A 19,388-nucleotide genomic window follows, 5' to 3' on the forward strand; every position below is an offset into this window, starting at 1 on the left:
GCATGGGTCGCGTTCACATTTTCTCTCTTGTTTCAGGCCCCTGCAACCCGCATCTCCTTCCAATACTGCCCGAATTGGAGAATGAAGATGGCAAGAGCATGGCTCACGGATCGCACGGTGCTTTCCGTCACCGGACAGGACCGCATCGGCTTCCTCCAGGGGCTCGTTTCCAATGATGTTGCGGCGGCCACTGACACGGCGCTCATCTGGTGCGGCTATCTGACGCCGCAGGGGCGGTACCTGTCGGATTTCTTCATCTGGCATGAGCCCGACAGGCTTTTGCTGGACGTGCCCGTAGACCATGCCGAGATGCTGAGGACGAAGCTCCTGCGCTTTCGTCTTCGGGCCGATGTTCAGATCGAGGTCACCGATCTTTGCGTCGAAGCGCTCTGGGGCGATAACGCCGAGGACCGGGGAATGAGAGCCGATCCGCGCCTCGCGAGCGCAGGCGCACGACGCATCGCTCAGTCTCTGCGACGCGAAGATACTGCCGCAGCTTCTGCCTATCATGCCCATAGGCTTTCGCTCGGCCTGCCCGACGCTGTCGATTGCGAGAGCGAGAAAACGCTTCTGATCGAGGCAAATTTCGACTGGCTGAACGGTATCTCCTTCAGCAAGGGCTGCTATATGGGACAGGAACTCACCGCCCGGACCCATTATCGCGGTCTGGTCAAGAAGCGTCTCGTTCCGGTACAGGGCGACGGCCCCCTCCCGCCCCCCGGCACCGCACTCATGCTAGACGGTCGGGAAGTAGGCCAGATGCGCAGCGCCATCGGACAGCGCGGCCTGGCCCTTCTGCGCCGTGAGGCCTGGGCAGTGACGCTCCACCATGAGGGAACAACCCTCACACCGCTTATCCCTGACTGGTTCAAAGACGAGACATCATGAGCTATCTCCCCCCCGACACAGCCACTCTCGCAGCGCTTCTGGAGACAGTGCGCTTCAACGAGGACGGGCTGATTACCGCCCTCGCCCAGTCTGCCGAAGCGCCCCATGATGTTCTGATGCTTGCCTGGATGAACCGGGAGGCTTTGGCGGAAACGCTCGCGACAGGCCAGGTCTGCTACTATTCCCGCAGCCGCAATGCGCTATGGCGCAAGGGAGAGAGCTCCGGTCAGAGACAGACGCTCGTCTCAGCGCGTCTGGACTGTGATCGCGACGCCGTGCTGCTTCTCGTCCAGCAGACGGGTGTCGCCTGTCACACGGGCCGACGTAGCTGCTTCTATCACGAAGTGGTGCCAGAAGGACTGCGCGACACGACCGCACCAGAAATCTCGCCCGAGCAGCTCTACGGTGGGGCACACTGAGCCTATCACCCGCAACGCCATCCTTCGCGGCGCCGCGTCTTCTCCCTCAGCCCCCGGCCTCAGTAGGACGCGAAGCGCTTCTCTCATTGAGAATCCGCAGCACAGCTTCGGCCGCCGCATCTGACGGTGTCCCGTTATGGGCAAGGGATTCCGGCGGCCGAAGCTGCGCCATCACCTCATCGAACGCCGCCCTTTGTGAGGTACCCAGAGACGGATCCGTCAACAAGGCATAGGACGCATCGGCAAGCTCCCGGGGCGTGCAGCGCTCCTGAAGCAGCTCTGGAACGACCTCACGCTCTGCCAGCAGATTGACCATGGCGACATATTTCACCTTGATCATGCGACGCGCCATGAAGGCCGTAAGCGGATTGACGCGATATGCCACCGCCATGGGCACATGCGCCAGGGCAAGCTCGAGCGTCGAGGTTCCCGACTTGGTCAGCGCTGCACCAGCGGCAGCGAAGGCGTCATGCTTGTCATGAAGCTCAGTCACGATGATCGGCCTGACCGGCCAGCGCGCGACGGCGGCCCTGACCGTCTGGGCCACCAGCGGAGACAGAGGCAGAACCGGTACGATACCGGGCAGCTTCTCCTGCAGCAAAGCGAGCATCTTGCCATAGACCGGTAACAGGCGCGGCACCTCGGACCGGCGACTGCCCGGCATCAGGATCAGGATCGGGGCGTCATCCTCAATACCGTGCCTCAGGCGAAAACGCCTGGCATCGCCCTGATCTGCGCCAGATTGCAGGACAGGATGTCCGACGAAATCCACGGCCACACCACGCTCACCGAACCAGTCCACCTCAAACGGGAGGAGACAGAGCAAACGGTCCCATAGCTCGGGGAAGCTATGGACGCGCTTCTCGTGCCAGGCCCAGACCTGCGGCCCGACATAATGGATCTTGGGCACAGTGACGTGACGCAGGCGCTTGAGAAAGCGCAGGGCAAAGCCTGGGGAATCGATGGTGACGATCATGTCCGGCTGACGCAGCACAACGTCATTGACCGCCTCGTTCAGGCGCTGGGAGAGTTGCCGGATGCGCGGCAGTACTTCGACCAGTCCCATTACCGCGAGGTCACGCATCGGGAAAAGGCTGGCAAGCCCCAAGGCTTCCATGCGCGGGCCGCCAATGCCGACGAAGATCAGATGCGGATCACGCGCATGAAGCGCCTGCATCAGATGCGCCCCCAACACATCACCGCTGGCCTCACCTGCCAGAAGCCAGATGACACGAGGGGTAATGGCTGAATGGGGCATGGGGGTTTCAGCGCCTCAGAGTTGCGCCGGTTGCCTTGGCAACCGCAGCGATGATCTTCTCGGAAACGGCCTCGATCTCTTCATCCGTCAGGCTGGCCTTGACCGGCTGCAACGTGACATCGATGCCAAGCGAGCGATGACCGGGCTCGAGCGAGCCGCCCTCATAGATGTCGAACAGGCTTACGTCGCTGATGAGCGCGCGCTCTGCCCCTCGTGCGGCCTTCAGCACGGATTGTGCGTCCACTCCCGGCGCCACGATGAACGCAAAATCACGGCTGATCGGCTGGAACGCCGAGAGCGCAGGCGGTTGACGACGCTTGACCTTAGGCAGTGGCACGGCATCGAGAAAGATTTCGAAAACCACGAGGGTCGAATCGATCCCCATGGCGCGTGTCACGTGCGGATGCAGCTCACCGAAACAACCGAGGACGGTCTTGGGGCCCTGACGCACCACGCCCGAGCGACCGGGATGGTAGTGGCCCGGCGCATCGGCCGTGACACTGAGCGCATCAGCAGGAAGCTTCAATGCGTCCAGAGCGGCCATGAGATCGGCTTTGGCATCCCACAGCGTCATCGCCTGAGCCCGCACACCGGGACGACGGGGCGTTTCCCCTCCCCGCAACCCTGCCAGAACAAGCTTCTGGCCATCGGCATGAAAACAGGGGCCGAGCTCGAACAAGGCAGCGTCGTTGAAGCCGCGCGCCGCATTATGCTGCCAGGCCCGCACCAGATTGATCAGCGGAGTAGGCCGCATCTGATTCAGATCGGAGGCGATCGGGTTCAAAAGGCGCAGCCCCTCAGGGGCGCCTCCGAAGAGCAGGGCATCCTCATGCGAAACGAAGGAGAACCCGATCGTCTCAACCAGGCCACGAAGCGCGCAGAGACGACGCAGATCGCCAAGACGCTTCTGCGCCGGGGTGACTGCAGGCGCAGCGATAGCGGTTCTGAGCGGCAGGGGCAGAGGCGGCACCGAGTCCAGACCATGGATGCGCAGTACTTCTTCGATCAGATCGTTCTCTGCCTCGATGGCATGAACGGATGACGCCGCGCTCTGCGCCTGATCCGGATCGAGATGCGGGGCCTGATCGAGCTGGACACCCGTCGCGACGTCATTGCGCCATGACGGCACGGCAAAACAGCTGCGCCCTTCCGCGCGCTCACGGACCTCGAAGCCAAGATGCTCCAGGATACGCGTCGCCTCTTCCTCGGCGATGTCGGCACCGCCAAGAGAACTCAGGCGCTCGAAGCGCAGCCACGCCTCGCGCTGCCAGACGGGGATTGCGCCGGCGCTCGTGACGTCACTGGCCTCTCCGCCACAAAGATCGAGAATGAGACGGGTTGCGGCCTCAAGCCCTGAAAGCACCAGAGCCGGGTCGATACCGCGCTCGAAACGCTGGCGGGCATCGGTATGCACCCCGAGCCTGCGCCCGGTCAGGGCAATACGGACGGGATCGAAAAGCGCAGCCTCGATGAAGACATCAACGGTTTCGTCGCTGACACCCGTTGCTTCACCACCGATCAACCCGGCAAGCGACTGAACGCCCGCACTGTCGACGATCACCAGATCGTCGGTGCCCAGAACGAGATCGCGCCCATCCAACGCGCCGAATGTCTCGCGCGCCGCACGGGCAAGCGACAGCGTGGTCCCGCTGATCTTGCCTGCATCGAACACATGAAGCGGGCGCCCGAGATCGAAGGTCAGGTAATTGGTGATATCGACAAGCGCGCTGATCGGCTTGAGCCCGATGGACTCGAGGCGCTGGCGCAGCCAGTCGGGGCTTGGTCCATTGCGGACGCCGCGCACCAGGCGCCCGGCGATGAAGGGACAGGCAGACTCATACTGGATGTGCCAGTTGATGGGCGAGGGAAACTGCCCTTCCACCGTCTCGACCAGCCAGGGCTTGAGATGCCCCAGCCCCGAAGCGGCGAGATCGCGGGCGATACCACGCACGCTCAGCGCATCACCGCGGTTCGGAGTGATCGAAATATCGATCACTGGATCGTCGAGCTTGGCATAATCAGCATAGGACTGACCCAGCACCACGGTCTCGGGCAACTCGGCAATCCCGTCGGATTCAGCCCCGAGTCCGAGTTCGCGCAGCGAGCACAGCATGCCGCCGCTTTCCTGTCCGCGGATCTTGCCTGCCTTGATGGTGATGTCGCTGCCCGGGATGTAGGTGCCCGGCGGAGCGAAGATCACATGCAGCCCTGCTCGGGCATTGGGCGCGCCACATACGACCTGAACCTTCTCGTAGCCGCCGCCAGCCGCGACGACGCACACTTGCAGACGATCTGCATCGGGATGACGATGCGCTTCCAGAATTTTGGCGACGCGAAAGCCCTTGAGGCTGTCGGCAGGGTTCTCGACACTCTCGACCTCAAGACCGATGGCGTTGAGCTTCGCAAGAATGGTGTCCAGCGAAACCGTGAAATCGAGATGCTCGCGCAGCCAGGATAGGGTGAACTTCATGGTTTCAGACTCCTTCTGCGAGGCTGACGGAAGACAGGGCCGAGAAGCCGTAATGGCGCAACCATCTCAGATCGCTCTCATAAAAAGAGCGCAGATCGGGAATGCCGTTCTTGAGCATGGTCAGACGTTCGATCCCCATGCCGAAGGCGAAGCCCTGCCAAATGGCCGGATCGAGACCGCAATTGGCGAGTACGCGCGGATGCACCATACCTGAGCCCAGGACCTCGAGCCAATCCGTCCCGCCCCCGATTTCACCCGTCTGGCGCGACCAGCCGATATCAACCTCCATTGAGGGCTCGGTGAACGGGAAATAGGAGGCGCGGAAGCGCACCGGAAGGTTCGGCTTGTCAAAGAAGACACGCAGGAACTCGATCAGGCAGCCCTTGAGATGACCGAGGGTGATCCCCTTGTCGATGACAAGTCCTTCACATTGATGAAACATCGGTGAGTGGGTGGCATCATGATCGGCACGATAGGTGCGGCCCGGCGCGATCACGCGAATAGGCGGTGCCTCGGTGAGCATGGTCCGGATCTGTACGCCCGATGTCTGGGTGCGCAGAACACGCGCCGGGGAGTCCTCGTGGGTCGAAGGCAGATAGAAAGTATCATGCTCGGTACGCGCCGGGTGATGGTCGGGCGTGTTGAGCGCAGAGAAATTATGCCACTGGGACTCGATGTCTGGCCCCTCAGCCACCGAGAAGCCCATCGCACCGAAGATGGCAGTCATTTCCTCGATAGTACGGCTGATCGGATGGAGGAGGCCAAGAGGAGTCGCGGGCGCAGGCAGGGTCACATCGACCTGCTCGGACTTCAGGCGCGCCTCGAGAGCGGCATCGGCAATTTCCTGCCCACGCTGTTCGACGGCGCTGTTGAGGGCGTCGCGCAGGCGGTTGAGCGCCTGGCCACGCTCCTTGCGCTCCTCGGGGCTCATCTTCCCCAGTTCCTTGAGCAGACGGGTCAGGCGGCCGGACTTGCCCAGAACGCCCACACGAATGGCGTCCCAGGCGGCGTGATCCTGCGCCTGCGCCAAGGCCTCGAGAGTTTCGCTTCTCAGCGCTTCAAGATCATCGCCCATCATTCGCCTGTCCCATCGGTCAACTGGTATCGTCAAAAAAGAAAACGGGCCGTCCTGATACAGGACGACCCGTTTTCTATCAAATCCGGAAATCTGCCGAAGCAAAAATCCGAAGGCAAAAGCCTATGATCAGGCCTGCGCGGTCTGTTCCTGAGCGGACTGCTCAAGAGCCATCTGCGCCAGCTTCACGATCTCGGCGAAGGTTGCAGCGTCATCGAATGCGATGGCGGCCAGAACCTTACGGTCGATTTCGATGCCAGCCTTTGCCAGTCCATTGATGAACTTGCTGTAGGTCAGGCCCTGCTCGCGAACGGCAGCGTTGATGCGCTGGATCCACAGAGCGCGGAAATCGCGCTTCTTGTTACGACGGTCGCGATAGGCATAACGAAGCGCCTTCTCGACGCGCTCGAGAGCAATGCGATAGTTCGTGGAAGACCGGCCGCGATAGCCCTTGGCCAGATCCAGAACCTTCTTGTGACGGGCGTGCGTCGTTACGCCGCGCTTAACACGTGCCATTTATATATGCTCCTCAAGCCAGTCCGTAGGGGGCCCACTGCTTCACGGTCTTCGCATCCATGTCCGTCATGGTCTGCGGGCCGCGATTGGTGCGCTTCATTTTCTGCGGACGGTTGATGAGGCCGTGGCGCTTGTTGCCGGGACCGCACATCACCTTGCCGGTCGCGGTGATCTTGAACCGCTTCTTGACCGACGATTTGGTCTTCATCTTGGGCATTTCGTTCTCCTCTCGACATATAAGGTGCCGGATTGCGATTGCTCGCAGCCGTCACCGAGCGGCCAGGCATGCCCTACCATCGCCTGGACGCGCGTTCGAAAGGGGGCACCTATAGGATATCTTCCCCACGCACAACCCATTTTGACGCGCATAAACATTTACTTTGGGTTAGACAGAACCCTAACCACAATGTGGGACGTTCTTGACGTAGATCAACATTTGGGCCTTTTTCCACGCGGTCTCTTTTCGCAACGTTTCCGAACACGAAACCACACATAGGACGACGCATGAACACGGTTTCCCGGCCGCGGTTCTGGGCAGCCCTCACCGCCGTGATATTTGCCCTTTGTGGCATTTATCTGACACTCGGCGGTGTCTGGCTCCTGAGCTATGGCGACACCCCTTATTACGCAGTCTGCGGTATTGCCCTTCTGGCCACCGCCTATCTCGTCTGGAGGGGCCGCGCGGCCGCCTTCTGGCTCTATACCTTGATCATCCTCGGGTCGCTCCTCTGGGCGATCAGCGAAATCGGTATCGATTTCTGGTCGCTCGTACCCCGTGGCGACGTGATCACTATTCTCGGGATCTGGCTGCTCCTGCCTTTCGTCAGCCGCCAGATCACCACAAGCCGTCTTGCCACCCTGCCCCTGCTGGGCAGCGTCGTCCTTGCCCTGATCGTCGTGGTCGTCGCCTTCGTGCAGGATCCGGGTGACAAGGCGGGTAACCTGCCTACCGAAAAGGTGGCCGCAGCCGGCAGCGATGCCCCTCAGCTCCCCGATGGCGACTGGCAGGCCTATGGCCGTACCCAGTACGGCGACCGCTTCTCTCCGCTCACGCAGATCACCTCTGACAATGTCAGCAAGCTCAAAGTGGCCTGGACCATGCGTACGGGCGACCTAAAGGGGCCGAACGATCCGGGCGAAGCCACCAATGAGGCCACGCCGCTCGCCATCAACGGCACGCTGTATTTCTGCTCGCTGCATCAGAAGCTCTGGGCTGTCGATGGCGCTACCGGCAAGACGAAATGGGTGTTCGACCCCCATCTCTATGTCAACCCAGGCTTCCAGCATCTGACGTGCCGTGGCGTGACCTACCACAAATCCGATGCGAGTGCTGTAACCTCCGATGGTTCGCCCGCACCCGATGAATGCCATGAGCGTCTGTTCCTGCCTGTCAACGACGGCCGCCTCTTCGCTGTCGATGCCCAGACCGGCAAGGCCTGCCCGAGCTTCGGCAAGAGCGGCGAAATCGACCTGCGCACCCCGTACATGCCCTATGACCATGTGGGTGGCTACGAGCCAACCTCGCCGCCTGTCGTCACCGACAAGCTGGTCATCATTTCAGGCGCTGTCACCGATAACGGGTCCACCAAGGAGCCTTCGGGCGTCACGCGCGCCTTCGACCTGTTCACGGGCAAGCTCGTCTGGGTTTTCGATACCGGAAACGCCGACCCGAACCAGATGCCGGGCGACGACCACAAATACGTGGCGAACTCCCCGAATTCCTGGATCACCGCGTCCTACGATTCCAATCTGGGGCTGATCTATATCCCCACGGGTGTGCAGACACCTGATCAGTGGGGCGGCGACCGCAGCGCCGATTCCGAGCGTTATGCCTCGGCCATCCTCGCCCTGCACGCCGATACCGGCAAGCTTGCTTGGAGCTACCAGACTGTGCACCACGACCTGTGGGACATGGATCTGCCCTCGCAGATGAGCCTGGTGGATATCACCCAAAAGGATGGCACAGTCGTTCCGGCGATCTATGCTCCGGCCAAGACAGGCAATGTGTTCGTTCTCGACCGTCGCGATGGCAAGCTGATCGTGGGCGCTCCCGAGCTGCCCGTGCCCCAGGGCGCGGCCAAGGGTGACCATACCGAGCCGACCCAGCCCTTCTCTGATCTGACCCTGCGCCCCAAGGCCCTGCTGACGGGCAAGGACATGTGGGGCGGCACCGTGTTCGATCAGCTGATCTGCCGCGTGGCATTCCATCAGCTTGACTACAAGGGTACGTTCACCCCGCCATCAGAGCGTGGCTCGCTGATCTTCCCGGGTAATCTCGGCATCTTCGAGTGGGGTGGTCTTGCTGTCGATCCGCAGCGCCAGATCGCCATCTCCAACCCGATCGCCCTGCCTTTCGTCTCAAGGCTCGTTCCCCGTGGTCCGGGCAACCCGCTCTGGCCTGAAGAGGGTGCAAAGGGATCGGGGGGCGAGACCGGCCTGCAGCATAATTACGGTGCGCCCTTTGCCGTCATGCTCAGCCCGTTCCTGAACCCGATCACCACCAAGATCGGCTTCCCGATCCCCTGCAAGCGTCCGCCGTGGGGCTACATGGCTGGTATCGATCTGCGCACCAACAAGGTGATCTGGCAGCATCGTAACGGCACGCTGCGCGACAGCCTGTACAGTAGCGCCCTGCCCGTGCAGTTGCCCCCGCTCAAGATCGGCGTGCCAAGCCTTGGCGGTCCGCTCACGACGGCTGGCAACGTTGCCTTCCTGACGTCGACGCTGGATTTCTACATCCGCGCCTATAACGTCACGACGGGTGAAACCCTCTGGCAGGATCGCCTGCCTGCCGGTGGCCAGTCCACGCCGATGAGCTACTCGGCCAATGGCAAGCAGTACATCGTGACCTATGCCGGTGGTCATGGCTCCTTCGGAACCAAGATGGGCGATTACGTCATCGCCTATGCCCTGCCCAACTAAATCCGGCAGGAAACGACACGGAAAAACCCGCCTCGTGGCGGGTTTTTTTGTGTCTTGGGTGCGATGTCAAAGCGCTTGCCTTGGGCCGAATAATGTCAGAGTGTTGCTGAACACTCCAAAAGGATTTCACCCATGCTTCGTGGTTTTCTCGCCCTTACCGTGCTCCTTGGAACGGCTGCCGCCCCGGTGGCCTATGCCAAGCCCTGTCGTGATGCAACGACTGGCAAGTTCACCAAATGTGAAAAGCCCAAAGCGGAAAAATGCCGCGATGCCAAAGGGAAATTCATGAAGTGCAAGGCAGATGCGCCAAAAGACGATGCAGCAAAATCGGCTTCCCCGGCAACGCCTGCAGATGGCGCTCCGGGTAAGAACTGATCAGCCCCTGTCTTCGGCCCCCTGTTTACAGGATGACAAGAAAATAGCCCGGCAATGCCGGGCTATTTCCGTTTTAAAACCTTTATCAGCGGGGCAAATCTATTGCGGTTTCACCCGTTGGGGTCAGGCTCGCGCACGGGCCCTGATCGCCTGCGCCATGGCCTCGACCCCATTCCCGCGATTGGTCGAAAGCGCCTTCACCAGACCGAGATCATGCAGGAACCCGGGATCGGTCGCCTCGATCTCGGCCCTGCCCCGCCCAGAATAGACGCGTAGCAACAGCGCCACGAGCCCGTTCACGATGGCTGCGTCAGACGCTCCGGCAAAGAAAAGCCTGCCCTGTTCCTCATGCGCTTCAAGCCATACCTGGCTTTGGCAGCCAGGGACACGATGCGCATCGTTTTGCCATTCGACTGGAAAAGCCGGAAGAGTGCGGCCCATTTCGATGATGTATTCGTAGCGATCCATCCAGTCGTCGAAGAGGGCAAGCTCTTCACGAATAGCCTCAATCGCGTCTGAAGCTGTATCGTCGACATTCTGCACCCAGGGCGCCATGATCACCGCCCCGCTCACAGGATGAACCTGCTCAGATCGCCCTTGCGTGCCAGTGGAGCGACACGCTCCTGCACGTCATGCGCCGTGACCGTCACGGTCTCTCCCCCACGATCCGAAGCCCGAAAGGAGATATCCTCGAGCAGACGCTCCATGACCGTCGCAAGACGCCGGGCGCCGATGTTTTCGACCCGCTCATTAATGTCGGCTGCGAGTTCCGCAAGCGCATCGACCGCCCCTTCCTCGAAAACGAGTGTCACGTTCTCGGTGCCGAGCAGGGAAACATATTGCTTGAGCAGAGAGTGCTCCGGCTCCAGCAGGATACGCTTGAGATCGTCGCGCGTCAGACCCGCCAGCTCAACGCGTATCGGCAGGCGCCCCTGCAATTCCGGAAGCAGATCCGAGGGCTTCGCCAGATGAAACGCACCTGAGGCGATGAACAGGATATGGTCCGTCTTAACCGGACCGTATTTGGTCGTGACTGTGGTACCCTCGATCAACGGCAGGAGGTCGCGCTGCACGCCCTCACGAGAGATATCGCCACCGCGCCCTCCCCCCTCACCGGAACGGGCACAGACCTTGTCAATTTCGTCCAGAAAGACGATGCCGTGATCCTGCGCGTGACGTACGGCATCCTGTGTGAGGGCATCATTATCGACGAGACGATCGGCTTCTTCGCGAATCAGTAGCTGACGGGCCGTCGCAATACTCAGGCGGCGCTTCTGAGGGGACCGGTTCATGAGATTCTTCATCAGGTCGCCAAAGGCTGCGGCATTCATGACAGTGCCACCCGCCATGTCGGGCATCTCACCTGCACCCGGCTCGCGCCCGACCTGAATCTCGATTTCCTTCTCTTCAAGCTCGCCATTGCGCAGCATCTGACGGAACTTGGTCTTGGTATCAGCAGACGCCGTTTCTCCCACCAGGGCATCGACGAGACGGGATTCTGCGGCGAGTTCGGCCTTCGCGTTCACGTCCTTGCGGCGCGCTTCGCGCAGCATGGTAAGCGAAACCTCAACCAGATCGCGTACGATGGACTCGACATCGCGCCCGACATATCCAACTTCGGTGAATTTGGTCGCCTCGACCTTCAGAAAAGGCGACTGGGCAAGACGGGCAAGACGGCGGGCGATCTCGGTCTTGCCGCAGCCGGTCGGACCGATCATCAGGATGTTTTTGGGAACGACCTCCTCGCGCAGGCCCTCCGGCAATTGCGCCCGGCGCCAGCGATTGCGCATGGCGATGGCAACGGCACGCTTTGCCTCGTTCTGTCCGATAATGAAGCGGTCGAGTTCCGAGACGATCTCTCGGGGCGAATAATTCGGGATATCCATTACGCTTCCTCCCCGCCGAGCAATTCAACCCTGACCGAATGATTGGTGTACACGCAGATATCGCCCGCGATCTTCATGGCCTTGCGCGCCACATCTTCGGCGCTCAGCCCCTCGATATCGATCAGCGCCCGGGCAGCGGAGAGGGCGTAGTTACCCCCTGAGCCAATCGCGATGATCCCATCCTCAGGCTCGAGCACGTCGCCATTCCCTGTCAATGTGAAGGAGCGATGGGCGTCGGCGACTGCCATCATGGCTTCAAGACGACGCAGATAGCGGTCCGTGCGCCAGTCCTTGGCCAGATCGACACAGGCGCGCTCAAGTTGATCCGGATAGCGCTCCAGTTTCGCTTCGAGCCGTTCAAGCAGAGTGAACGCATCTGCCGTAGCTCCGGCGAAACCGGCCAGAATAGTGCCCTTGGGGCCAATGCGGCGGACCTTGCGGGCATTACCCTTGATGACGGTCTGACCGAGCGTAACCTGACCGTCGCCTGCCATGGCCACCTGACCGTCGCGTCTCACACAGAGGATGGTAGTGCCATGCCAGCCAACCGGGTCATGGGGGGAAGAAGAAGAAATCTGCATGTCTCCACACATAAGGATTGGAGACGCCCAGACAAGCCCGCCCTAACGCCGCTTGCGCAGCGTTGCGCCTATGGCATCGCGCAGTTCCTGCGGCGTGAATGGCTTGCCGAGCACAAACGCATTTGCCGGCAGGTTTTGAGGGTCGGCATAACCGCTGACGTAAAGAACCGGCAATTCAGGATACTTGGCCGCCAGAATGAGCCCGCATTCGCGACCGCCCATGCCGGGCATGAGCAGATCCAGCACCACCAGATCAAAGACCTCACCCGCCTCGAGATGGGCAATCACTTCAGCGCCATCTCCGACACTGACCACCTCGTGCCCGTCCTGCGACAGAAACTGATCGGTAACGAGTCGAACGCCAGGCTCATCATCGGCAAGAAGAATACGAAGCTTCCCGCTGACGATGGGCTCGGATCGGAGATCATGCGCCTCCTCCGGTGCGTCCTCCTGACAGATCGGCAGGATCATCGTCATGCGCGTTCCCTTGCCGGGCATACTATCGACGCGGATATCGCCACCGCTGCGCTGCAGGAAGCCGTATATGGTCGAGAGACCCAGCCCGGTACCGCTGCCCAAGCCCTTGGTCGTAAAAAAGGGTTCGAATATGCGCCGCACGACCTCGGGCGGCATGCCACAGCCCTGATCCTCAACGCTCAGCATGATATGATCCCCGCCGTCCGGCGTGACATCGCGAGTCAGGGAAATGGAGATCACGCCGCCTTCCTGCATGGCATCGCGCGCATTGATGCAGAGATTGAGAAGCGCCATCTCGAGCTGGCCGGAATCGCTCAGAACGGGGGGCACAACGAGGTCACGTGGCACCGCAGAAAGATCGAGGTCGCATCGCCCGGTCTCGCCGCGCAGATCGCTCGCTCGACTCAGGCTCTGCACGATCAGGTCATGCATGCTCCAGATCATCTCGACCATGTCCACGGGGCGCAGCGCCATGGGCTTGGGACGCCCGAATTCCAGCAATCGACGTGTCAGGACCGTGCCGCGGCGCGCTGATTCCAGCGCGTTTTCGAAGAGCTTGGTGACCGTTGGGTTGGAGGCAGGTGTCATGTCCTGCAGCAGTTCCAGCGATCCGAGCATGGCGGTCAGCAGGTTGTTGAAGTCATGCGCGATGCCGCCGGCGAGAGTTCCAAGGGCATGCATCTTGTCATCCTGACGCAGGCGCTCTTCCATTGCCAGACGATCGGTCACGTCGCGATCGTAACTCATCTGCCAACGCTGCGGCATCGGGAACGGCACGCCGGATGCGTTGCGCGGCCAGGGAAGAGTCTGGCGAATGATCTCGTGCCAGCGCAGTCCCTCCTCAGTCAGCTCTGAAACAAGACGGGTCGCACTCCCCGACTGTTTCGTTTCCTCACGCATCGCGGCGATTTCCTCACGCAGCGCATCGCCATGCAGTGAGTCCTCCTCGATATCGCCCTTGGCATTGGGATGAGCCTCGACTTCCATATTGTGTCGCAGAACCGTCCCATCGGCTTCTGTGAACACCACATCCATAGGCACCGATTCCAGCGCGCCATGCAGCAACACCCGCTCCACCATGAGCGCACGCTCGAGCCTGTGATGCGCGGCCACCTCACGCACCATGGCGCGCAGGGAGTCGGATTCCCAGGGTTTGTGGGCGTAGAACTGGATGCGCCCCTGGTTCAGGGCCGCCACAACCGCTGCCAGATCGGCATAGCCGGTCAGCAGGATACCGCGAGCATCAGAAAACTCACGCGCCTTGCTGAGCAGCACATCGCCCGTCATGTTGGGCATGCGCTGATCGGAAACAATCACCGCAATGTCGGGTGATTTCTTGAGAAAGCTCAGCGCCTCGAGCGGATCCGTGCTCGAAAGGATGTCGAACTCATCCTCAAGCAGATCGGTCAGCGCGACGAGGATTTCGGCCTCGTCATCAACCAGGAGGATTCTGCTGCGTCCGAAAGGGACACTCATCTCGGTGCGTTTCATGCGCTGCGTCCTATGGTGACCGGGCCTGTCGGCGTCAGGCGGACAGGGACAGACAGGGTGAAGCAGGCCCCCACGCCACGTCCCCCACTCAGATTGGCGTCGTCGATATCAATCGTGCCGCCATGGGCCTCAATGACGCCATAGGCGATCGCAAGGCCAAGACCTGTGCCCATCCCTACGGGCTTGGTCGTAAAGAAAGGCTCAAAGACGCGGGCCCTGAGCGCGGGCGGTACACCGGGCCCGTCATCGGCCACACTGATCACGTAGAAGGCCTCATTGCCGCTTTGCCGAAGGGTGGTTTCGATCACGATCTTGCCGCTCGGCGTACCCGGCTCGAACCCCTCCGTCTCGGCGCGGGATCGAATGGCGTCGGCTGCGTTGCTCACGATATTCATCACAACCTGATGCAGCAGGGCCGGCTGGCAGACCAGCATACGCGGAGCGTTCAGATGACGCTCCACCATGATCTCCCTGCCGAATTTATGGGCGAGCAGGGCCAGCGCGGTATCGATGGCCTCGACCACATCCGTGTCCTGAAAGGCGCTTTCATCCAGACGGGAGAAGCGGCGCAAGCTCAGCACCAGATTTTGTATGCGTTGCAATCCAAGGCGCATTGCCCCGATGCGGTTCGAACATTTCTCAAGCAGGGCGAGCTGGGACGACTGAAGCGGCCCTTCTGAGTCGATCAGCCGTTGCAGAGCGCGGGCGATGGTCTCCTCATGGGCCAGAGTGAAGGCCAACGGATTATTGATCTCGTGGGCAATGCCCGCCACGAGTTCGCCAAGCGAGGCCATTTTGGCCGTCTGAACAAGTTTGGCCTGTGTCTCGATCAGTCGCGCATTCGCATCGGCGAGTTCCGAGTTGGCATGTGCAAGCGCCTCTGCCATGGCCGCCTTGGCAGCGATGGCTCGTGCCTCACTCTGGGCAGTCTGGAGCGCCACCTCGCGCACCTGACGCTTGATTTCCTGCTGTCTGATCTCGTCCTGAGCGAGCTTGCGCCTGACCAGAACCCGTATGCGCAGGGCCAGCACGTCAGGGGCGATATCGCTGGGGACCAGATCATCCAGCCCGGCATCAAACAGATCGGCGGCCGAATGCCGCCGAAAGCGATTGGCGTCCACGATACCAAGGATGCGAAAGGAGGTTCCGCCAGCCTCAAGCACATCCTGTCGACGGGCGTCGAGACGACGGCAGAAATTGACCCCGTCCAGCATACGCGACGTGAGATCGAGCACGAGACAATCCGGTCCCTCCTCGCCTCCGAGCCATCCCCCATTCACCAGCTCGCTCGACGCCGTCACTGTCGTAACTGTATGGCCATCACGCCAGAGCAATTCCCCCAGGGAGGCACCAGACGCATCGCGCTCCCAGCTCGCATTATCCGCGAGGGGCTCTTCGTCGCTGTCATCGCTCCTCGGACTTGTGACGATCACAATGCGCGCGCGTCTGAAGCGCCCGGCTTCCTCAGCCTGGAGAAAATCAGAGCCCTCGCGCAGCAGCGCCCGGATGCGCAGCACAAGAAGATCGGGATGGGCCGATTTCGAGATATATGCGTCAGCGCCGCTCTCGAGCCCTTCGCGTTCCAGACCCGGCGCGACGTCTTCCGTCAGCATCAGGATCGGGATCGAGCGCGTATGCGCATTCATACGGAACTGACGGGCCATTTGCCCGCCATTCATCCCCGGCAGGTGATAATCCGACACGACCAGATCCGGCAGGCCGTCATCGAGACAGGAGAGCGCTTCCTCACCGCTCGCGACGCGACGCACGTCAAAGCCTGCCTCTTCCAGGAGCTGGACGAGTGCTTCTGCCTGGCTGTCCGATTCCTCAACCAGAAGTATCCGGGGGAGATGCATGTCCGGGATCGTCACGGAACTGGTCATTGGGGGGATAGATCCATCATGCGCGGCCTTCAGGTAGTCTTTCCATCACTAGCATGGTTGTCGCGATACGCCATTACCGCGCGAGACCTCTCATGGTTGCTCCCCTCTGCGCTGCAATACCCAGGTCAGGAATCCGCAGCGCGGCGGCGTGGTCTGCGCCACTCACACAGTACCGCACAGTGTCCGGGCATGGACTCAGACCAGTTTGTATTTCGCCGTCGGGACGGCATCGAGACCTGCGCCCCAGGAGGAACACCGAGCTGCGGTGAGGACGGCAATCATTGCATTTCCCGCCCCGCCCAGCTACCTCAACCAGAGACAACGTGGCCAGCGTCGACTGGACGCCTTTTCAACCTCGCCCGTTACGAAAAGCTGAAAGCGCCCCATGGAAGTTTCGCCCCGTCCGTCCCTGTCCCGCCTCGCCCAGACGAGCGACGATCGCGCGCCGCGCAAGGCATCGGGGTTCGGCATCGTCCGAACCGGGTTCTGGGCGATCTGCTATTTCGCCTTCTACTTCGCCCAACAGGTCGCCGAGGTCCTCGCGCCGCTTTGTCTCGTGATCGGCATTGGCTGGATGGCTCTGCCCCGCGCACTCGCCTCGATCACCACATCGAGCGCCTCGACGGACCCGCAGGCACAGGACGTGATGAACCATGTGGTGGGCAGCATTCCGGAACATCTGGCCATCGGCAGCCATGTGATGACCCCTTCGGGTCTGGTTTTCGACGGGTTCCTGCTGATGGCTGTCGCTGCCCTCGGCGCCACGGTTTCGGCAGTCGCCGCGCGCAATATGTAATTCCCCGGCCAGGGCGTTCATGATCCGGTTTCGCAATGTCACCTATCGGCTTGAAAAAGGGAGAAAAGCCCAGGGGCGCCCGGGTCTGCAGGGAATCACTCTCGATATTCCCCAGGGCAGCTTCTTCTGGCTGACAGGCCCCTCAGGCGCCGGAAAATCGAGCCTCCTGCGCCTCATGCATGGAGAAGCCCTTCCCGAAGAGGGGGGCGTCGAAATTCTCGGTGTCGATATCAGGACGGCACGACGACGCCAGCTTGCTCAGCTACGGCAGCGTATTGGCTTCATCCCGCAGGATCTGCGCCTGCTTTCCGAGCTGGATGTGTTTGACAATATCGCACTTCCCCTTCGCCTGGCGGGAACGACGCAAGAAATCCTGCAAAGCGAGATCCCCTCGATTCTCGACTGGCTCGGGCTGGATGGGAAAGAGAGGAAATTCCCGGATCAGCTTTCGGGGGGCGAGCGTCAGCGCGTGGCCATTGCGCGGGCGCTGATCATGCGTCCGGCGTTGCTTCTGGCCGACGAGCCGACAAATGCCCTCGCGGAAGGACAGAGCTGGCAACTGGTCGAAGCCCTCGAGGCGTTGAGTCGCGCGGGCACCACCGTGATCGTCGCAACCCATAACGAGGCGCTCGTGCGGGCGATTCGTCATCCACAGATCATGCTGAAACAGGGGCGCCTGTGTGATCCGCCTGCCGAGAGGGGAGCAGCGCCATGAGCCGCGCCCTGCCAGACGGGCTGCATCTGGGCAGACAGGACCGCGGCCTCATCCCGATCATCGCGGCCGTCGCGGCCATTGCGACGCTGGCACTCGGAGGATGGGACGCGTCACGGAGCCTCTCGCGCGAATGGGCCCATGGCGCCGCACGGCAGGTGACGATCGAAATTCCCGACTTCTCGGGAGACGGACGGGAGACGGCGGCCAGACTGGTATCGGTCCTGCAGAGCGATCCGGGAATCGCTGCCGTCGAGACGCTCTCCGAAGAGCGGATCCGTGAGCTCCTGCGCCCGTGGCTGGGACCGATGCAGGGTACTGTGTCAGACCTTCCTGTTGTGCTTGAGATCACACGTCGTGCAGAGGGCCCGGTAACGGATCTGCCGCGTATTCTCGACACGCTGGCGCCTTCCGCGGTCATTGAGGAAAACGGGCGATGGGGCGAGCGTCTCATGCTGCTGGGACAAAGCCTGCAGGCCTGTGCCTGGCTCGCCGTGCTACTGGCTGGTTTTGCAACGGCCGGTGTGACCACACTCTCGGTACGCATGACCCTGACGGCCCGTCGGCGCACCATCGAAATCCTCCATGGTTTCGGCGCCAGGGACGGCCTCATCGCAAGGCGCATCGCCTGGCGCAGCTTCGGGCTCGGATTTGGGGGAGGCGCGGTTGGCATGGCGCTGGGGGGGATGACCCTCGCCATCGTGCATCGCCTGATCCTGCCCTTCCTGGACCATCAGCAGGGCAGTCTGGCGTTCTGGCCGGGCGATATGGACGGATGGCTGAAGCTTGCAACGAGTCTACCCCCTGCCCTGCTCCAGTCCCTGATCTGTGTGCCGCTGCTGGTAGCCTTGCTGAGTTTCCTCGTGGCCCAGGCGACGGTGCGGCTCTGGCTGCGGCGCCTGCCATGAAATTCTGGCTGGCCGTGCCGTTTCTTCTGCTCGTCCTGGCATTGACCTGGTGCGCCGGATTCGCGTGGTTCTGCGTCGATGCGCTTCATCCCGTGTCGCAACCGGTCCATTGCGACGGCATCGTCGCCCTCACCGGAGGGCGCGACCGGATCGAAGCCTCACTTGCCCTGCTCGACAAAGGGGTCGGGGGAAAATTGCTGATATCGGGCGTCGGTCCCCATGCCACGCTCGCGCAACTCACCGAGCATGCGCCGATCGCCCTCACTCCTGCGCTTGCGGCCCGCATCACGCTGGGCCGTCGCGCCGTCTCGACCATCGGCAATGGGTCGGAAACGGCTGATTGGGCTCGCCAGAACGCGATCCATTCCCTTCTTGTCGTCACCGCAGGCTATCACATCCGGCGCGCCATGCTGGAACTGCATCGTGCCGCGCCCGGTGTAGCGCTGCATCCTTACCCGATACGCTCGCCGGCGTTGCGACGCACGCCCGATCGGGCGACATTCAGGCTGCTTTTACACGAATATACGAAATGGATCGGCTCCAACCTTGGCCTGTCACGCGGTGTGAATCTTACCCCCCGCTCCTGACCCCGTCATAGAGCATCCCGAGATGCACGCGACGACGAAGGCTTGCGCTGGGCGACAGACCCATCGTCTCTTGCCACACCAGTGAGATCAGGCATGGGGATTGGAAGCGTGAGGCCCATCTTTCTCGTTGTGGAAGAATTCCAT

18 protein-coding genes are annotated in these 19,388 nt (G+C 61.6%); 8 read left to right on the forward strand and 10 right to left on the reverse strand.

Going from position 1 to position 19,388, the window contains the following annotated elements:
- Positions 1 to 87: 87 nt before the first annotated feature.
- Together C0V97_RS01845 and hisI are read left to right on the forward strand one after the other, a co-directional pair.
- Positions 88 to 888: a folate-binding protein YgfZ gene (locus C0V97_RS01845; protein WP_127100166.1), complete on the forward strand. Its 801-nt coding sequence runs from the start codon at positions 88 to 90 to the stop codon at positions 886 to 888.
- Complete coding sequence (hisI, locus tag C0V97_RS01850; RefSeq protein ID WP_127100168.1) at positions 885 to 1,307, forward strand: phosphoribosyl-AMP cyclohydrolase; 423 nt, start codon at positions 885 to 887, stop codon at positions 1,305 to 1,307. Before C0V97_RS01845 ends, hisI begins: the two co-directional genes overlap by 4 nt.
- Positions 1,308 to 1,353: 46 nt before the next feature.
- Here hisI and lpxB read toward each other — a convergent pair whose 3' ends face one another.
- The 5 genes from lpxB to rpmI form a co-directional block, all read right to left on the reverse strand.
- Positions 1,354 to 2,565 (reverse strand): lipid-A-disaccharide synthase, encoded by a 1,212-nt coding sequence (gene lpxB, locus C0V97_RS01855; protein ID WP_127100170.1) that lies wholly within the window; start codon positions 2,563 to 2,565, stop codon positions 1,354 to 1,356.
- 7 nt (positions 2,566 to 2,572) lie between these two features.
- Complete coding sequence (gene pheT / locus C0V97_RS01860; protein WP_127100172.1) at positions 2,573 to 5,035, reverse strand: phenylalanine--tRNA ligase subunit beta; 2,463 nt, start codon at positions 5,033 to 5,035, stop codon at positions 2,573 to 2,575.
- Between the two features lie 4 nt (positions 5,036 to 5,039).
- Entirely contained in the window at positions 5,040 to 6,110 is a 1,071-nt protein-coding gene (gene pheS / locus C0V97_RS01865) for a phenylalanine--tRNA ligase subunit alpha (protein WP_127100709.1), read from the reverse strand.
- Between the two features lie 129 nt (positions 6,111 to 6,239).
- On the reverse strand, positions 6,240 to 6,626 hold the full coding sequence (gene rplT, locus C0V97_RS01870; protein ID WP_062164227.1) for a 50S ribosomal protein L20: 387 nt from the start codon (positions 6,624 to 6,626) through the stop codon (positions 6,240 to 6,242).
- Between the two features lie 13 nt (positions 6,627 to 6,639).
- Entirely contained in the window at positions 6,640 to 6,843 is a 204-nt protein-coding gene (gene rpmI, locus C0V97_RS01875; protein WP_023978115.1) for a 50S ribosomal protein L35, read from the reverse strand.
- 287 nt (positions 6,844 to 7,130) lie between these two features.
- On the opposite strand from rpmI, the gene C0V97_RS01880 reads away from it, so the two are divergent.
- Positions 7,131 to 9,548 (forward strand): glucose/quinate/shikimate family membrane-bound PQQ-dependent dehydrogenase, encoded by a 2,418-nt coding sequence (locus C0V97_RS01880; RefSeq protein WP_127100174.1) that lies wholly within the window; start codon positions 7,131 to 7,133, stop codon positions 9,546 to 9,548.
- A gap of 132 nt (positions 9,549 to 9,680) precedes the next feature.
- A complete protein-coding gene (locus C0V97_RS01885; RefSeq protein ID WP_127100176.1) occupies positions 9,681 to 9,923 on the forward strand; it encodes a hypothetical protein in 243 nt (80 codons plus the stop codon).
- Between the two features lie 123 nt (positions 9,924 to 10,046).
- On the opposite strand, the gene C0V97_RS01890 is transcribed toward C0V97_RS01885, so the two are convergent.
- Genes C0V97_RS01890 through C0V97_RS01910 form a run of 5 tightly spaced genes read right to left on the reverse strand, consistent with a single transcriptional unit; the run spans position 10,047 to position 16,241 of the window.
- Positions 10,047 to 10,478, reverse strand: a complete 432-nt coding sequence (locus tag C0V97_RS01890; protein ID WP_127100711.1) for a SufE family protein — start codon at positions 10,476 to 10,478, stop codon at positions 10,047 to 10,049.
- A gap of 14 nt (positions 10,479 to 10,492) precedes the next feature.
- The gene (hslU, locus tag C0V97_RS01895) at positions 10,493 to 11,809 is read right to left on the reverse strand and encodes an ATP-dependent protease ATPase subunit HslU (protein WP_127100178.1); all 1,317 of its coding nucleotides are present in this window, start codon (positions 11,807 to 11,809) and stop codon (positions 10,493 to 10,495) included.
- Complete coding sequence (gene hslV / locus C0V97_RS01900) at positions 11,809 to 12,390, reverse strand: ATP-dependent protease subunit HslV (protein WP_127100180.1); 582 nt, start codon at positions 12,388 to 12,390, stop codon at positions 11,809 to 11,811. Before hslV ends, hslU begins: the two co-directional genes overlap by 1 nt.
- 42 nt (positions 12,391 to 12,432) lie before the next feature.
- Positions 12,433 to 14,358 carry a response regulator gene (locus tag C0V97_RS01905; RefSeq protein ID WP_233581909.1) on the reverse strand — a complete coding sequence of 642 codons (1,926 nt, stop codon included), beginning with the start codon at positions 14,356 to 14,358 and terminating at the stop codon, positions 12,433 to 12,435.
- Positions 14,355 to 16,241 (reverse strand): response regulator, encoded by a 1,887-nt coding sequence (locus C0V97_RS01910; protein WP_127100182.1) that lies wholly within the window; start codon positions 16,239 to 16,241, stop codon positions 14,355 to 14,357. Before C0V97_RS01910 ends, C0V97_RS01905 begins: the two co-directional genes overlap by 4 nt.
- 385 nt (positions 16,242 to 16,626) lie before the next feature.
- On the opposite strand from C0V97_RS01910, the gene C0V97_RS01915 reads away from it, so the two are divergent.
- From C0V97_RS01915 to C0V97_RS01930, 4 genes are read left to right on the forward strand one after another with little or no spacing between them, the layout of a single operon-like run.
- Positions 16,627 to 17,037 (forward strand): hypothetical protein, encoded by a 411-nt coding sequence (locus C0V97_RS01915; protein ID WP_127100184.1) that lies wholly within the window; start codon positions 16,627 to 16,629, stop codon positions 17,035 to 17,037.
- 19 nt (positions 17,038 to 17,056) lie between these two features.
- Positions 17,057 to 17,752, forward strand: a complete 696-nt coding sequence (locus tag C0V97_RS01920; protein WP_127100186.1) for a cell division ATP-binding protein FtsE — start codon at positions 17,057 to 17,059, stop codon at positions 17,750 to 17,752.
- Positions 17,749 to 18,657, forward strand: a complete 909-nt coding sequence (locus C0V97_RS01925; RefSeq protein WP_127100188.1) for an ABC transporter permease — start codon at positions 17,749 to 17,751, stop codon at positions 18,655 to 18,657. Before C0V97_RS01920 ends, C0V97_RS01925 begins: the two co-directional genes overlap by 4 nt.
- Positions 18,654 to 19,244, forward strand: a complete 591-nt coding sequence (locus C0V97_RS01930; protein WP_127100190.1) for a YdcF family protein — start codon at positions 18,654 to 18,656, stop codon at positions 19,242 to 19,244. Before C0V97_RS01925 ends, C0V97_RS01930 begins: the two co-directional genes overlap by 4 nt.
- Positions 19,245 to 19,388: the final 144 nt, after the last annotated feature.

Source organism: Asaia sp. W19 (genome assembly GCF_003994335.1).
Lineage (GTDB): Bacteria > Pseudomonadota > Alphaproteobacteria > Acetobacterales > Acetobacteraceae > Asaia.

Coding starts and splice junctions, on each gene's coding strand:
- C0V97_RS01905 (WP_233581909.1), bottom strand. CDS start 14,358: ATGAAACGCACCGAGATGAGTGTCCCTTTCGGACGCAGCAGAATCCTC.
- C0V97_RS01880 (WP_127100174.1), top strand. CDS start 7,131: ATGAACACGGTTTCCCGGCCGCGGTTCTGGGCAGCCCTCACCGCCGTG.
- C0V97_RS01920 (WP_127100186.1), top strand. CDS start 17,057: ATGATCCGGTTTCGCAATGTCACCTATCGGCTTGAAAAAGGGAGAAAA.
- C0V97_RS01930 (WP_127100190.1), top strand. CDS start 18,654: ATGAAATTCTGGCTGGCCGTGCCGTTTCTTCTGCTCGTCCTGGCATTG.
- C0V97_RS01925 (WP_127100188.1), top strand. CDS start 17,749: ATGAGCCGCGCCCTGCCAGACGGGCTGCATCTGGGCAGACAGGACCGC.
- rplT (WP_062164227.1), bottom strand. CDS start 6,626: ATGGCACGTGTTAAGCGCGGCGTAACGACGCACGCCCGTCACAAGAAG.
- pheT (WP_127100172.1), bottom strand. CDS start 5,035: ATGAAGTTCACCCTATCCTGGCTGCGCGAGCATCTCGATTTCACGGTT.
- C0V97_RS01885 (WP_127100176.1), top strand. CDS start 9,681: ATGCTTCGTGGTTTTCTCGCCCTTACCGTGCTCCTTGGAACGGCTGCC.
- lpxB (WP_127100170.1), bottom strand. CDS start 2,565: ATGCCCCATTCAGCCATTACCCCTCGTGTCATCTGGCTTCTGGCAGGT.
- hisI (WP_127100168.1), top strand. CDS start 885: ATGAGCTATCTCCCCCCCGACACAGCCACTCTCGCAGCGCTTCTGGAG.
- hslU (WP_127100178.1), bottom strand. CDS start 11,809: ATGGATATCCCGAATTATTCGCCCCGAGAGATCGTCTCGGAACTCGAC.
- hslV (WP_127100180.1), bottom strand. CDS start 12,390: ATGCAGATTTCTTCTTCTTCCCCCCATGACCCGGTTGGCTGGCATGGC.
- rpmI (WP_023978115.1), bottom strand. CDS start 6,843: ATGCCCAAGATGAAGACCAAATCGTCGGTCAAGAAGCGGTTCAAGATC.
- C0V97_RS01910 (WP_127100182.1), bottom strand. CDS start 16,241: ATGACCAGTTCCGTGACGATCCCGGACATGCATCTCCCCCGGATACTT.
- C0V97_RS01890 (WP_127100711.1), bottom strand. CDS start 10,478: ATGGCGCCCTGGGTGCAGAATGTCGACGATACAGCTTCAGACGCGATT.
- C0V97_RS01915 (WP_127100184.1), top strand. CDS start 16,627: ATGGAAGTTTCGCCCCGTCCGTCCCTGTCCCGCCTCGCCCAGACGAGC.
- pheS (WP_127100709.1), bottom strand. CDS start 6,110: ATGGGCGATGATCTTGAAGCGCTGAGAAGCGAAACTCTCGAGGCCTTG.
- C0V97_RS01845 (WP_127100166.1), top strand. CDS start 88: ATGGCAAGAGCATGGCTCACGGATCGCACGGTGCTTTCCGTCACCGGA.